The organism is Bradyrhizobium liaoningense, assembly GCF_018130955.1.
Taxonomy (GTDB): Bacteria; Pseudomonadota; Alphaproteobacteria; order Rhizobiales; family Xanthobacteraceae; genus Bradyrhizobium; species Bradyrhizobium liaoningense_C.
In genome coordinates, this window is sequence record NZ_JAFCJM010000058.1 from 29,374 (window position 1) to 43,694 (window position 14,321).

Genomic DNA, 14,321 nt, shown 5'->3' on the forward strand with positions numbered 1-14,321 from the left:
CCAGCGACCATGATGCTCCCGCGCTCGATCCCCATCCTGTCCGCACTGCTGCTGCTGACCGCGCCGGCGGCCGCGCAGATCTCACTGACGCCGCCCGCGACGACGCCGAGCCCCGCGCCCGAGAAGCCGAAGGCCGCAAAACCGCCCGCGCCCGCCAAAAAGAAGGAAGCCGCGCCGGCGCCGAAGCCGTCGCCCTCGCCGAGCGCACCGCCAACAGCGACGGTGATCCCGGCGCCGCCGACCGACAGTTCCGGCGTCGACCTCGTGTACGGCGCCTACCAGCGCGGCCAGTACAAGACCGCGTTCGACCTTGCCACCGCGCGCGCGCAAGGAGGCGATCCCAAGGCCATGACCATGCTGGGCCAGCTCTATTCGGGCGCGCTCGGCATCAAGCGCGATTACGCCAAGGCGGCCGAGTGGTACAAGCGCGCCTCCGATGCCGGCGACCGTCAGGCGATGCTCGAGCTCGCGATGCTGCGCATCGCCGGCCGCGGCGGTCCCATCGACAAGGGCGAGGCCGTGAAGCTGCTGGCCTCCGCCTCGAAGCTCGGCGAGCCCAAGGCCGCCTATAATCTCGCGCTGCTCTATCTCGACGGACAGACACTGCCGCAGGACGTCAAGCGCTCCGCAGAGTTGCTGCGCCAGGCGGCTGACGCCGGGCTGCCGGAAGCACAATACGCGCTTGCGACGTTCTACAAGGAAGGCACCGGCGTCGAGAAGGATATCGACAAGGCGGTGCGGCTGCTCCAGGCGGCCACGTTGGCCGACAATGTCGATGCCGAGGTCGAATACGCCATTGCACTGTTCAACGGCACCGGCACGCCGCGCAATCCGCCGGCCGCGGTGGCGTTGCTGCGCAAGGCGGCCCGACAGAACTCGCCGATCGCCCAGAACCGGCTGGCCCGCATCCTCATCACGGGCATGGGCGCGCCGGTCGACAAGGTCGAGGGCTTCAAATGGCATCTGGTCGCCAAAACCGCCGGCAAGGGCGATCCGGACCTCGATGCGCAATTGACCGAGCTCAATCCCGACGACCGGGCCAAGGCGGAGGCCGCAGCGAAGAAATGGCTCGGGACCAAATGACTTGACGCAGGCCCGAGCGCAGGGCACCCCATCTCCTTAAAGCAAGCCGTTTGGCGCCACTTCCCTGAAATCAAGACCGAAAATCATGCTGTATTCCGCAACTATCAACGTCATGGTCAAGGCCGCGCGCCGCGCCGGCCGCAGCCTGAAGCGCGATCTCGGCGAGATCGAGCATCTCCAGGTTTCGCTGAAGGGCCCGGCCAATTTCGTCTCGCTCGCCGACAAGCGCGCCGAGGAGATCCTCTATCAGGACCTCGCAAAAGCCCGCCCCGGCTACGGCTTCATCGGCGAGGAAGGGGGCACGCGCGAAGGCACCGACAAGAGCCACACCTGGATCGTCGATCCCCTGGACGGCACCACCAACTTCCTGCACGGCATCCCGCAATTCGCGATCTCGATCGGGCTCGCGCGCGAGGGCACCGTCATCGCCGGGGTGATCTACAATCCCGCCAATGACGAGCTCTACATCGCCGAACGCGGCAAGGGCGCCTTCCTCAACGACCAGCGCCTGCGCGTCGCCGGCCGCCGCCAGCTCAACGAATGCGTGGTGGCCTGCGGCCTGCCGCATATCGGCCGCGGCGACCACGACCTTTTCCGCCGCGAGATGACCGCGATCCAGGACCAGGTCGCAGGCCTGCGCCGCTTCGGCGCCGCCTCCCTCGACCTCGCCTTCGTCGCTGCCGGCCGCCTCGACGGCTATTGGGAACGCAATCTGCAGCCCTGGGACATCGCAGCCGGCCAGATCATGGTGAAGGAAGCCGGCGGCACCGTGAGCGACATCGACACGTCAGGCGACGCGCTGGTCACGGGCCACGTCGTGTGCGGCAACGAGTTCGTGCACGGGGAATTGGTGAAGACGCTGCGGCCGCTGGCGAAGTAAGGCGCGCCTTCCTCCACACTGTCATTCCGGGACGCACCTCTTTTGGCGCGGGCCCGGAATCCATTCATCCGCGGTGATCGCGGCCCAATGGATTCCGGGCTCGCGCTATCGCGCGCCCCGGAATGACGAGGAGATTACGTCGGCTTCACCGGCGCCGGCGGGCCATGCATCTCCGCTTCCGCCTTCGGCTCCCGGTCTCCCGCCAGCACGCGCTGCACGGAGACGAAGAACACCGGCACCATCAGCAGCGCCAGGATGACGACCGCGATCATGCCGCCCATCACGGTGGTGCCGAGCGATTGCTGGCTGGCGCCGCCGGCGCCATGCGCGATCGCCATCGGCAGCACGCCGCAGATGAAGGCGAGGCCGGTCATCAGGATCGGACGGAAGCGCAGGCGGCAGGCTTCGATGGTGGCCTCCAGCAGCGGCTTGCCTTCTTTGCGCAGGTCCTTGGCGAACTCGATGATCAAAATCGCGTCCTTGGCCGCAAGGCCGATGATGGTGATGAGGCCGACAGTGAAATAGACGTCGTTCGGCAAGCCGCGCAGCATCGCCGCGATGACCGCGCCGGTGACGCCGAGCGGCACGGTGAGCAGCACCGCGAGCGGAATGGTCCAGCTCTCGTAGAGCGCGGCCAGGCACAGGAATACGACGAAGATCGACAGCGCCAGCAGGAACGGCGCCTGCGAGCCCGACAATTTTTCCTGCAGCGACTGCCCGGTCCATTCATAGCCGAACCCGCGCGGCAGGCGGCCGGCGAGCCGCTCCATCTCGGCGATCGCGTCGCCCGAAGTGTAGCCGGGCTTGGCCTCGCCAGAGATGCGCACCGCCGGATAATAGTTGAAGCCGGCGATCTGCGTCGGACCGCGCGACCATTCGACGGTTGCGAAGGACGAAAACGGCACGAGCTGGCCGCGGCTGTTCTTGACGTTGTAGTTGAGGATGTCCTCGGTGCGCATGCGGTCGGCGCGGTCGGCCTGCACCACCACGCGCTGCATGCGCCCGCGGTTCGGGAAGTCGTTGATGTAGTTCGAGCCGAGATTGGTCGAGATCGTGTTGTTGATGTCCTCGAAGGTGACGCCGAAGGCGCCGGCCTTTTCGCGGTCGATCATGAGATTGACCTGCGGCGCCTCGGGCAGGCCTTCGATGTAGACTTTCTGCAGCACCGGGCTCGCATTCGCTTGCGAAATCAACTGGTCGGCGGCACGCATCAAGGCGGGATAGCCCTTCTGGCCGCGGTCCTGCAGGCGGAAGCTGAAGCCGGAGGAGTTGCCGAGATTGTCGATCGGCGGCGGCTGCAGCGCCGTGATCTTGGCATCGCGGATCGAGGCGAGGTCGCGGTTGATGTCATTGACGATCGCGGCTGCCGATTCTTTCGGGCCGCGCTCCGACCAGTCCTTCAGCGTGATGAAGGCCTGCGCGGTGTTCATGCCCTGGCCGGAGAAGCTGAAGCCGGTGAGGAAGGTGACCTCGTCGACTCCCGGCTTCTGCAACAGATATTTCTCGACCTTCTCGATCACGGCTTCGGTGCGCGGATAGGACGAATCCGATGGCGTCTGCACGTCGGTGGTGATGAAGCCCTGGTCGTCGATCGGCAGGAAGCCACCGGGCAGGCTGACAAAGCCCCAGGAGAGGCCGACCAGCAGCGCCGCATAGACCAGCATCAGGCGTCCCGTGCGCTTCAGCGAGAAGCCGACGGTTTTGGAATAGCCCTCCTTGCCGCCTTCGAGCATGCGGTTGAACCAGCCGAACACGCCCCTCTTGGCGTGGCCGTGACCGGCCGCGACCGGCTTGAGCAGCGTCGCGCACAGCGCAGGGGTCAGCGACAGCGCGAGGAACGCGGAGAAGCCGATCGCGGCAACCATGGTGACGGAGAACTGGCGATAGATGATGCCGACCGAGCCGGGGAAGAACGCCATCGGCACGAACACCGCCATCAGCACCAGCGTGATGCCGATGATGGCGCCGGTGATCTGCGACATCGCCTTGCGCGTCGCCTCCTTCGGCGGCAGGCCCTCCTCCGCCATGATGCGCTCGACGTTCTCGACCACGACGATGGCGTCGTCGACGAGGATGCCGACCGCGAGCACCATGCCGAACATGGAGAGCATGTTGATGGAGTAGCCGGCGAGCAGCAGCGTGCTGCAGGCGCCCAAGAGCGCCACCGGCACGACGATGGTCGGGATGATGGTGTAGCGGATGTTCTGCAGGAACAGGAACATCACCACGAACACCAGCACGACGGCCTCGACCAGCGTCATCAGCACCTTCTTGATCGACGCTTCCACCACCGGCGTGATGTTGTAGGGGATCTCGTAGGTGATGTTGGCCGGGAAGAAGCGCGACAGCTCCTTCATCTTGGCTTCCACCGCGCTCGCAGTCGCAAGCGCGTTGCCGGTCGGAGACATCAGCACCGACAGGCCCGCGGTCGGCTTGCCGTTGAGGCGCGTGTTGAACTGATAGCTGAGGCCGCCGACCTCGACGCGCGCGACGTCGCGCAGGCGAACGGTCGAACCGTCGGCGTTGGCGCGCAGGGTGATGGCTCCGAACTCGTCCGGCGAGGCAAGCTGCCCCTTGACCAGCACAAGTGCCGAGACGCGCTGGTCCTTGGTCGACGGCTCCGCGCCGATGCTGCCGGAGGCGACCTGCGCGTTCTGGGCGGTGATCGCTTTGTTGACGTCGTCGACCGTCATCCCGTAGCCGACAAGCTTTGCGGGATCGATCCAGACGCGCAAAGATCGTTCGGTCGAATACAGCGTGGCGCGGCCGACGCCGGGAATGCGGCGGATCTCGCCGAGCACGTTGCGGATCATGAAGTCGCCGAGCCCGACCTCATCGAGGCTGCCGTCGGTCGAATTCAGGGTGATGATCTGGAGCACTGCGCTCGAGGCTTCCTCGATCAGGATGCCCTGCTGGATCACCGCGCGCGGCAGGCGCGCCTCGACGCGCTTGATGCGGTTCTGCACCTCGACGGAGGCGTCGTTGGTGGAGGTGCCCGGCACGAAATTGGCGATGATCTCGACCTGGCCGAGCGAATCGCTGGTCGATTCGAAGTTGAGGATGCCGGAGGCGCCGTTCAACTCCTCCTCGATCAGCCGCGTCACGCTGTTGTAGAGGTTTTCCGGCGAGGCGCCGGGGTAGCTGGTCGAGATCGAGATCGAGGGCGGCGCGATGATCGGATATTGCGCGATCGGCAGCAGCGGAACCGAGATCGCGCCGATCAAGCAGATGAACAGCGCGACGACCCAGGCGAAGATCGGCCTGTCGATGAAGAAGCTCGGCATGGCCTGTTACCGCACTGCTTGCGCGTGCTGAGTATCAGCTGCGTCGGCCTCAGCCCAGGACTGCGGCTTGACCCTGTCGCCGGCCGCGAACTTCTGGAACCCTTCGACCACGACCTTGTCGCCGGCCTTCAGGCCGTCGGTGACGAACCAATAGCCATCCTGCACCTGGCCGGTGCGCACCGGCTGCACGGCGATGCGGTTGTCGTCCTTGACGACGAACACCTCGCTGCCGCCGCCGCCATTGCGCTGGATCGCCTGCTGCGGCACCGCGATAGCGTCGGAATCGAGGCCCTGGTCGATGCGGACACGGACATACATGCCCGGCAGCAGTTCGCGCTTCGGGTTACGGAACTCGCCGCGCAGAGTCACTTGGCCCGTATGGGCGTCGACCTTGGCCTCGGAGAACAGGAGCTTGCCGTTGAGCGAATAGAGCGAGTTGTCGTCGAGCACGAGGCGCACTTTTGCGGCATCGGCATCGATGCGTTCGAGATCGCCGCTCTCGAAGGCGCGGCGGAGCTGATTCATCTCGTTCACCGACTGGGTGAAGTCGGCGTAGATCGGATCAAGTTGCTGGACGGTGGCGAGGTTGGTCTCGTTCTGCACGACCAGCGCGCCTTCGCTGACCAGCGCGGCGCCGACCACGCCGTCGATCGGCGCCCGCACGGTCGCGTAATCGAGATTGAGCTTTGCGCGCGCGAGGTCCGCCTTGCGGCCCTCGACCTCGGCATGGGCCTGGCGCTCGCCCGCGACCGCCTTCTCGTTCTCGGCTTCGGGCGCGGCGCGCTGGCTGGTGAGCAGGGCGACGCGGCGCGCCTGCTGCTGGGCCTGCTGAAGCACGGCCTCGGCCTTGGCGACCGCGGCCTCGTTCGCCATCACCTCGACTTCGAACGGACGCGGATCGATGCGATAGAGCGGCTCGCCGGCCTTGACCTCGCTGCCCTGGCGGAACAGGCGCTCGACCACGATCCCGGACACGCGCGGCCGCACATCGGCAACGCGCGTCGGCGCGATGCGGCCGGGCAATTCGCGCACCACGGCGCGCGGCTGCGGTTTGACGACGACGATGCTGACATCGGGCTCGGGGGCTTGCGCGGCTGATGTTGCGGAAATGGATTCGTCACAGCCCGCAAGGAGCGGCGCAAAGGCCGCGAGCATCACTGCGACGCATGCCAATCGCGCACGAAGTCCTGACATGGAGTGGATTGCCCCCGATGGTTGTTGCAAACAGAATAACACTCCCCACGGCATGCCTTTCCAGGCGATTCCGTGCGGCCCACAGCGCCAAAATAGGTCGGTACTATTGCGATGCAACGCGCAACGTGGGCGGCCCAATGTCACAGAAGCTATCGCACTGAGTGTAGGACCTTTTTCCGGACTCACCGGATTGTGAGTCCGGTTCCATCTGGGGTGCTGCGACAGAACAACGCAATTGGGAGAGCATGCCTTCATGAAGGCCGGCAGATGAATTCAGCTTCCGAGGACGTTTATGAAACTCCTTCGGAGCATTTCTTCCTATTCGTTCATGAAACTCGGTTGGCGCATGTAGTAAATGTCCCACTCCGCTTCGTCCATCTGCTGGAAGCCGTGTCGTTGATAGAAGCGGTTCGATTCGCTGCCACGCAATGCACCTAGCCGGATAGACATGCGTTGCGAATCCGCTTCTGCGAATATCTGTCGAAGCACCGCTGCTCCGATTCCCTTTCCCTGATGTTCGGGCACGATGTACAGGTGGTCCAGATGCCAGTGGTCCGGCTGGGGACGAACCAAGACAAAGCCTACTCGGACACTATCGGCTTCGATGAAGCGGCACAGCACCGGGTCAAAGGACGCCAAGAAACGATCCCGCGCACGCTGTGGATCAAAGCGTCCGACACGCTCCAAGCTCTCGCGCATCGCGGCAATGCGAATGGCCACCAGAAGATCAGCGTCGGACTGCGTGGTGGGAGAGAAAGTCAGATTCATTGGAAAAGCCCGTCATGTCGCGCCCGTAGGGCATCGAGCATAGCGGCCCTCCCGATTCAGGTCGATCCGCTGGCCCGGACGCGTACCAGGAGCCTTTCGCGAAAAGTGAACAGCGTCTGGTGTCGCGCCAATCGGCGCCTCTAGCCCGCAGCCTTCATCCGGTAGTGGCTGACGCTCCACTCGGTTCCGTCGGCGTAGCCGAACAGGCCCGACGTGGCGAGGAAGAACCAGCGCCAGCGCCGCATCCATAGCGCGGTGTCGTTGCCATAGACCTCGCGCAAGGTGGCCTCGATGCGGTCGCGGCGCGCGTCGAAATTGGCGAGCCAGTCGTTTGCGGTGCGCTGGTAATGCGTGCCGCTCCAGCACCATTCCTTCTCGATCTCGAAGAGATCGGCATATTGCCGGACGAGATGATGGCTCGGCATCACGCCGCCGGTGAAGAAATGTTGCGCGATCCAGTCTTCGCGGTCGGCCCGGTCGAACAGATAGGAGCCGGCGCGATGGGTAAAAATGTGCATGAAGAAGCGGCCGTCCGGATTGAGCCATGAACGCACGCGCGTCATCAGCTTGCGCCAGTTCATCATGTGCTCGAACATCTCCACCGACACGATGCGGTCGAACTGGCCGTCTGGCGCGAACACGTTCATGTCTGCGGTGACGACCCGCAGATTCTTCAGGCCGCGCAGCCGCGCCTCCTCCTCGACATAGTCGCGCTGCGAATGCGAGTTCGACACCGCGAGGATCTGCGCCTGCGGGAACAGCCGCGCCATCCACAGCGACAACGAGCCCCAGCCGCAGCCAAGCTCGAGAATGCTCTGCCCGTCGGCCAGGTCAGCGTGCTCGACGGTCTGGCGCAGCGCCTCCTCCTCGGCCTCCTGGAGCGTGGTCGCATCCGTCCGGTAGAAGCAGGACGAGTATTTGCGGTTGGGACCGAGCACGTCGGCGAAGAAGGAAGCGGGCACCTCGTAGTGCTGGGTGTTGGCGTCATCGGCATGCTCGGCGATCGGCCGCAGCATCATCGCGCCCGCGAAGGTGGCGTCACCGGCCGCACTGCCGGCCGACAGGCGCGTCGCGGTGCGCGAGCACAGACGCTGGATCGCCGCGCGGATCACCAGATCCGGCAACGGCACGCGTTCGGCAGTCCCGATGATCGTGGAGACGACGCTCATACGGCTACTCCCTCCTTGGGTGGTAAGGTTCTGGGTGGCAAAGGAAAGAACATGCTGGTTTGCGCCTGATAGGCGCGGTAGCGCTCGCCGCGCGAGCGCAGCATATGCGCCTCCAGCGGCGGGATGCCCGTCACGTGCACCAGGATCCAGTACATGAAGATTGGCGCCAGCCAGCTCGCCCAGCCCCAGGCATACCCGGCCGACAGCGCGATGACGGGATAGGCGAGCCAGGACAGCCATTCGAAGAAGTAGTTGGGGTGCCGCGACCAGCGCCACAGGCCGACATCGCAGACGCGGCCCTTGTTGGAGGGTTCGTGCCTGAAGCGCGCGAGCTGCGCGTCCGCCACCGCCTCACCAAAAATGCCGGTGAGCAGGATCGCAGCGCCCAAGAAATCCTGAACGCGCAAGGCGGGCTCTGGGACGTGCGCGGCGACGAAGATCGCAAACACTGGCGGCACCGAGCCGAGCGCCTGGTTCTGCAGGAAGATGAACATCCGCCGCGGCGCATTGAGGCCCCACTCGCTGGCGAAGGCAGCATAACGCGGGTCGTCGGTGATGCCTGAGGTGCGGATCGCGATGTGGGTGCCGAGCCGGAGCGACCACAGCGCCACCAGGCTCGCGACCAGCCATTGCCGCGCATTGGGCCCCTCACCCGCGATCGGCCACAGGGCGCTGCCCGCGCCGACCAGGCCGACCGCGAAGGTCCAGATGGTGTCCACCCAGCCCGAATTGCCGGTCCGCTCCCGCACGACCCAGGCGACCGCCATCAAGGCGGCCAGTGACACCGCGATCAAGGCGAGAGCACCGAGATACGTCGTCATGCAAAAATTCCGACCTAAGCCTGTGAAACGCCGAAGTTTTGCAAAATACGTAAGCTTCAAAAGCCCGGTTTCAGCTTTGGGTTCCCCGCCCTCCCGGGAATTCGGTAACCTCGCCGCTTTTTTCCGGCTGGCGCTGTGCCATAGTGCCAAAACGCCCGCCTGACGCTTCGCAATGGATGATATCGGCCATGCCGCCTGGGACTTCGCCCCGCTCCACCATGGAGATCGAGCTCACAAAATTGTCGTCGCCCAGTGTGTTCCTGGTCCGGATGCTGGTCTTCCTGGTGCTCTGCTCGCTGGTGGGGGTGGTGCTCTACAAGCAGATCATCGTCGCCTTCTTCGCCAATCCGGGCCTCAACGCCCTGATCGGGGGCGTGCTGTTCATCGGCATCATCCTGGCCTTCCGGCAGGTGATCCGGCTCTATCCCGAGGTCTCCTGGGTCAATAATTTCCGCATTGCCGATCCCGGCCTGGCGCCGGCCCGCCACCCAAAGCTGCTGGCGCCGATGGCGGCGATCCTCGGCGGCGAGCGCTCGGGACGGATGTCGATCTCGCAGACGACCATGCGGCACCTGCTCGATTCCATCGCGACCCGCCTCGATGAGGCCCGCGACATCTCGCGCTACATGACGGGGCTGCTGGTCTTTCTCGGCCTGCTCGGCACGTTCTGGGGCCTGATCGAGACGGTCGGCTCGGTCGGCAAGGTGATCGACGGATTGAAGGTCGGCGGCGATGCCGGCGCGCTGTTCGACACACTGAAGGAAGGCCTCGCCGCCCCACTCGGCGGCATGGGCATTTCGTTCTCGAGCTCGCTGTTCGGCCTCGCCGGCTCGCTGATCCTCGGCTTCCTCGACCTGCAGTCGAGCCAGGCGCAAAACCGCTTCTACACCGACCTCGAGGACTGGCTCGCCACCACCGTGCGCGAATATGGCCGCGGCGAGGCGACCGGTGGCGGGGCCGGCGTCGCCAGCGGCGAGCTGCAGGCGGCGGTCGAACGGCTGCGCGGGGTGCTCGAAGAGGGCAGCGCCAGCCGCGGCACGACGGCGGCGATGGCGAACCTTGCGGAAGCCATCCAGGCCCTGGTCCAGCACATGCGGACCGAGCAGCAGATGATCCGCGAATGGGCCGACGGCCAGGGCGAGCAGAACCGGGAGATCCGGCGCCTGCTGGAGCGCCTCGCGCGCCAGCCCGAGAAGAGTTGAACAGCTAGAATTTGAGAGGCCACCATGGCTCTTGCCCGCACCCGCCGCAGCGATGGCCCCTTCAACTACTGGCCCGGATTCGTCGACGCGCTGTCGACGCTGGTGCTGTCGATCGTGTTCCTGCTCTCGGTGTTCCTGGTCGTGCAGTTCTTCCTGTCGCAGGAAGTCACCGGCAAGGACAAGGCACTGGAGGCGCTCAACGCCAGGATCGCGCAGCTCACCGAAATGCTGTCGCTGGAAAAGCTCGGCAAGCTCTCGCTCGACGACCAGGTCTCGCAACTCAAGGCCGGACTCGTTACGGCTGAAAGCGAGCGCGACCGCCTGAAGGGCCTCTACGAAGGACTTGCGAGCGCCGGCAACGACGCGCAAGGCAAGGCAAGCGAGCTGAACAAGGCGCTGGATTCCGAGAAGGCGGTGTCGGCGCGGGCGCTGGCGCAGATCGAGGTGCTGAACCAGCAGATCAGCGCGCTGCGGCGGCAACTCGCAGCGCTGGAAGAGGCGCTCAATGCGTCGGAGAAGCGCGACAAGGAATCGCAGAGCCGGATCGCCGATCTGGGTTCTCGCCTCAATGTTGCTCTGGCGCAGCGGGTGCAGGAATTGTCGCGCTATCGCTCGGAGTTCTTCGGCCGCCTGCGCGCCATCCTCGGCAACCGGCCGGACATCCGCATCGTCGGCGACCGCTTCGTGTTCCAGTCCGAAGTGTTCTTCGACACGGGGCAGGCCACGCTGTTGCCCGAGGGCCGCGCCGAGCTCGACACGCTCGCCACCGCCCTGATCGAGCTCGACAAGAAGATCCCGGCCGAGATCGCCTGGGTGCTGCGCGTCGACGGCCACACCGATGTCCGCCCCGTCACCGGCATAAACTTCAAGTCGAACTGGGACCTGTCGGCGGCGCGCGCGATCTCGGTGGTGCAGTACCTGGTCTCGCTCGGCGTGCCCGCGCAGCGCCTGGTCGCCGCCGGCTTTGGTGAATTCCAGCCGCTCGATACCGGCAACACCGAAGAAGCCTACAAGCGCAACCGCCGCATCGAGCTGAAGCTGACGGAACGGTAGTGCCCCCAACCATCCGCCCCTACGCGGCTTCCGACGAGGCGGCTGCAATCGACGTCTGGCATCGCACCTGGCAGCAGGCCTATCCGCAGATCGATTTCGCGGCGCGGCTCGACTGGTGGCGCGAGCGCTGGCGCAAGGAGCTGGTGCCGAAGGCCGAGATCGCGGTCGCGGAGCTGGACGGCGCGCTGATCGGCTTCGTCACCATCGATGGCGAAGGCTATCTCGACCAGCTCGTGGTTTCGCCGGACCATTGGGGCTCCGACGCCGCGCGGCTGCTGGTGGACGAGGCAAAACGCCTCTCGCCCAGCGGCGTCACGCTGCTCGTCAACAAGGACAACGCCCGCGCCATCCGCTTCTACGAGCGCAACGGCTTTGTGCATGCGGGTGATGACGTCAATCCGACGTCGGGGCGGCCGGTGCTGAAGATGGCGTGGAAGCCGTAGCGGCGCCCTCACGCCCCCTCGAACTGCAGCCTTGCCAGCCGCGCATAGAGGCCGTTGGCCGCAACCAGCTCCGCATGCGTGCCCTGCTCGACGATTTTGCCCTGGTCCATCACCAGGATGCGGTCGCAGGAGAGAACCGTGGCGAGGCGGTGGGCGATCACGATAGTGGTGCGATGACTCATCAGCTCTTCCAGCGCGGTCTGCACCAGCGTCTCGCTTTCTGCATCCAGCGACGAGGTCGCCTCGTCGAGCAGCAGGAGCGGCGCGTCGCGCAAAATCGCCCGCGCGATCGCGATGCGCTGGCGCTGGCCGCCGGACAGCGTCACGCCGCGCTCGCCGAGCGGGGCTTCAAAACCTTCGGGCAGGCGGCGGATGAACTCGGCGGCGTGCGCGAGCTCGGCGGCGCGCTCGACCTCGGCATCGGTCGCATCGGGCCGGCCAAAGCGGATGTTTTCGCGCGCGGTCGCGGCGAACACCACGGATTCCTGCGGCACCAGCGCGATGCGGGCGCGCAAGTCCCGCGGATCGACTGACTTGACCGGAACGCCGTCGAGCGAGACCGCCCCCGTCTTCGGATCGTAGAAGCGCAACAGCAGATGGAACAGCGTGCTCTTGCCGGCGCCGGAGGGGCCGACGATCGCGAGCTTCTCGCCGGGGCGCACCGCGAGCGAGACGGCATCGAGCACGTTGACGTCGGGCCGCGCCGGATAGGCAAAACTCACCTTGTCAAAGCCGACCTCGCCGCGCGCAGGCGTCGGCAATGCAAGCGGCGCCGCCGGCGTGGTGATCTCGGGCTGCACGTGCAGAATCTCGAACAGCCGTTCGGCTGCGCCTGAAGCCGCCGAGACCTCGCCCCAGACTTCGCTGAGCTGGCCGAGCCCGGCGGCCGCAAACGCTGCGTAGAGCACGAACTGGCCGAGCCGGCCCGGAGTGATCGAGCCGATCAACACGTCATGCGAACCGATCCAGAGAATTGCGACCACGCTGGAGAACACGATGAAGATGATGATCGCGGTCAGCACCGCGCGCGCCTGCGTCGAGGTGCGCGCCGCTTCATAGGCCTGCTCGACCTCGCCGCCGAAACGGCGCTGCGCAAAGGCTTCGCTGGTATAGGCCTGCACGGTGCGGATCGCACCGACCAGCTCGGAGGCATAGGCGGAAGCGTCGGCGAGCGTGTCCTGGGCGTTGCGCGACAGCCGCCGCACCCAGCGCCCGAACGCGACCAGCGGCAGCACGATCAGGGGAATGGCGAGCAGCACGAACCCGGACAGGCGCGGGCTCGTGATCACCATCATCGCCACCGCGCCGAAAAACATCATCAGATTGCGCAGCGCGATCGAGACGGAGGCGCCGACCGCGGATTTGATCTGCGTGGTGTCGGCGGTGAGCCGCGAGACCAGTTCGCCGCTGCGCGCGGAATCGAAGAATCTTGGCGACAGCGACAACAGATGGCTGAAGACGTCGCGCCTGAGATCGGCGACGATGCGCTCGCCGATCGTCATCACGAGGTAGTAACGCGCGGCGCTCGCCAGCGCGAGCACCGCGACGACCGCGATCATGACGGAGAAGTAGCTGTTGATCAGTTCGATGCCTTCCGGCGTCAGGCCGAAATCGATCATGCGGCGGACCGCGACCGGCACCAGCAGCGTCGTCAGCGCTGCGATCGTCAGCGCAACGAAGGCGAGCATGGCGCGGCCGCGATAGCGGGCGACATAGGGCGCAAGCGCGAGCAGCGGACGCAGCCGCGCCCGGCCTTTCGCCGGCTGCTCGATCAGTTCGGCTTCGATCGACGGGATTTCGGCGGGCTTGGTCGCGTCCTGGTCGCGAAACCCTTCGTCAAGCCGTTCCACAGCGCTCATGAACTCCGACCCCAAAGGACTAGGTCCGAACCCAATAGGCCGGTGCAACATTAGTGGCAAATCCGGGATGTCCCTTAGGGGCTGCCCCGGTTTTAGCGGCCGCCAACGGCTTGTTTTGGGGGGCTTCGTGGGGTATAGAGCCGCCCAAATCCGTCATTCGATAGCCACTCAAGATGAGGCGCCGGGGCGCCGAGGAATTGCCATGAAAGCCGAAATTCACCCGAATTATCATACGATTACGGTCGTGATGACCGACGGCACCGAGTACCAGACCCGGTCCACCTGGGGCAAGGAAGGCGACAAGCTGCACCTCGACATCGACCCGAAGTCGCACCCGGCCTGGACCGGCGGCACCCAGCAGCTCATGGACCGCGGCGGCCGCGTCTCCCGCTTCCAGAAGAAGTTCTCGGGCTTCCTCAAGAAGGATTGATCGGCCCTATCAGGCCGAGACGAAAAACGCCCCTGGCTCGGCCGGGGGCGTTTTTGTGTGTGCCGAGCATGATCGACAGCTTGGAGGTGGAAGTCTTCTATCCAGCCTGATGGCGGCGAAGGATTAGCAAAGCGC

The 14,321-nt window shown here is 65.5% G+C and carries 12 protein-coding genes; 6 read left to right on the forward strand and 6 right to left on the reverse strand.

Going from position 1 to position 14,321, the window contains the following annotated elements; all coding sequences use genetic code 11:
- The first annotated feature begins 9 nt into the window (after positions 1–9).
- Positions 10–1,083 carry a tetratricopeptide repeat protein gene (locus tag JQ632_RS31365; protein ID WP_212406523.1) on the forward strand — a complete coding sequence of 358 codons (1,074 nt, stop codon included), beginning with the start codon at positions 10–12 and terminating at the stop codon, positions 1,081–1,083.
- An 85-nt stretch (positions 1,084–1,168) separates the two neighbouring features.
- Positions 1,169–1,963 (forward strand): inositol monophosphatase family protein, encoded by a 795-nt coding sequence (locus JQ632_RS31370; protein WP_212406524.1) that lies wholly within the window; start codon positions 1,169–1,171, stop codon positions 1,961–1,963.
- 134 nt (positions 1,964–2,097) lie between these two features.
- On the opposite strand, the gene JQ632_RS31375 is transcribed toward JQ632_RS31370, so the two are convergent.
- From JQ632_RS31375 to JQ632_RS31395, 5 genes are all read right to left on the reverse strand, one after another.
- Positions 2,098–5,247, reverse strand: coding sequence for a multidrug efflux RND transporter permease subunit (locus JQ632_RS31375; RefSeq protein WP_212406525.1), 3,150 nt, complete (start codon positions 5,245–5,247; stop codon positions 2,098–2,100).
- Between the two features lie 6 nt (positions 5,248–5,253).
- Complete coding sequence (locus tag JQ632_RS31380) at positions 5,254–6,441, reverse strand: efflux RND transporter periplasmic adaptor subunit (RefSeq protein ID WP_212406526.1); 1,188 nt, start codon at positions 6,439–6,441, stop codon at positions 5,254–5,256.
- A 318-nt stretch (positions 6,442–6,759) separates the two neighbouring features.
- Entirely contained in the window at positions 6,760–7,209 is a 450-nt protein-coding gene (locus JQ632_RS31385) for a GNAT family N-acetyltransferase (protein WP_212406527.1), read from the reverse strand.
- Positions 7,210–7,349: 140 nt separating this feature from the next.
- The gene (locus tag JQ632_RS31390; protein WP_212406528.1) at positions 7,350–8,378 is read right to left on the reverse strand and encodes a cyclopropane-fatty-acyl-phospholipid synthase family protein; all 1,029 of its coding nucleotides are present in this window, start codon (positions 8,376–8,378) and stop codon (positions 7,350–7,352) included.
- Positions 8,375–9,199 carry a DUF1295 domain-containing protein gene (locus JQ632_RS31395; RefSeq protein ID WP_212406529.1) on the reverse strand — a complete coding sequence of 275 codons (825 nt, stop codon included), beginning with the start codon at positions 9,197–9,199 and terminating at the stop codon, positions 8,375–8,377. Before JQ632_RS31395 ends, JQ632_RS31390 begins: the two co-directional genes overlap by 4 nt.
- Before the next feature lie 188 nt (positions 9,200–9,387).
- Here JQ632_RS31395 and JQ632_RS31400 point away from each other — a divergent pair, with 188 nt between their 5' ends.
- From JQ632_RS31400 to JQ632_RS31410, 3 genes are read left to right on the forward strand one after another with little or no spacing between them, the layout of a single operon-like run.
- On the forward strand, positions 9,388–10,401 hold the full coding sequence (locus JQ632_RS31400) for a flagellar motor protein MotA (RefSeq protein WP_212406530.1): 1,014 nt from the start codon (positions 9,388–9,390) through the stop codon (positions 10,399–10,401).
- Positions 10,402–10,425: 24 nt separating this feature from the next.
- Complete coding sequence (locus JQ632_RS31405) at positions 10,426–11,454, forward strand: peptidoglycan -binding protein (RefSeq protein WP_212406531.1); 1,029 nt, start codon at positions 10,426–10,428, stop codon at positions 11,452–11,454.
- Positions 11,454–11,897 carry a GNAT family N-acetyltransferase gene (locus JQ632_RS31410; RefSeq protein ID WP_212406532.1) on the forward strand — a complete coding sequence of 148 codons (444 nt, stop codon included), beginning with the start codon at positions 11,454–11,456 and terminating at the stop codon, positions 11,895–11,897. The genes JQ632_RS31405 and JQ632_RS31410 overlap by 1 nt, the downstream gene beginning before the upstream one ends.
- Before the next feature lie 8 nt (positions 11,898–11,905).
- Here JQ632_RS31410 and JQ632_RS31415 read toward each other — a convergent pair whose 3' ends face one another.
- On the reverse strand, positions 11,906–13,756 hold the full coding sequence (locus tag JQ632_RS31415) for an ABC transporter ATP-binding protein/permease (protein ID WP_212406533.1): 1,851 nt from the start codon (positions 13,754–13,756) through the stop codon (positions 11,906–11,908).
- 202 nt (positions 13,757–13,958) lie between these two features.
- Between JQ632_RS31415 and rpmE the strand changes: the two genes are divergently transcribed.
- Complete coding sequence (gene rpmE, locus JQ632_RS31420; RefSeq protein ID WP_212406534.1) at positions 13,959–14,186, forward strand: 50S ribosomal protein L31; 228 nt, start codon at positions 13,959–13,961, stop codon at positions 14,184–14,186.
- Positions 14,187–14,321 lie beyond the last annotated feature (135 nt).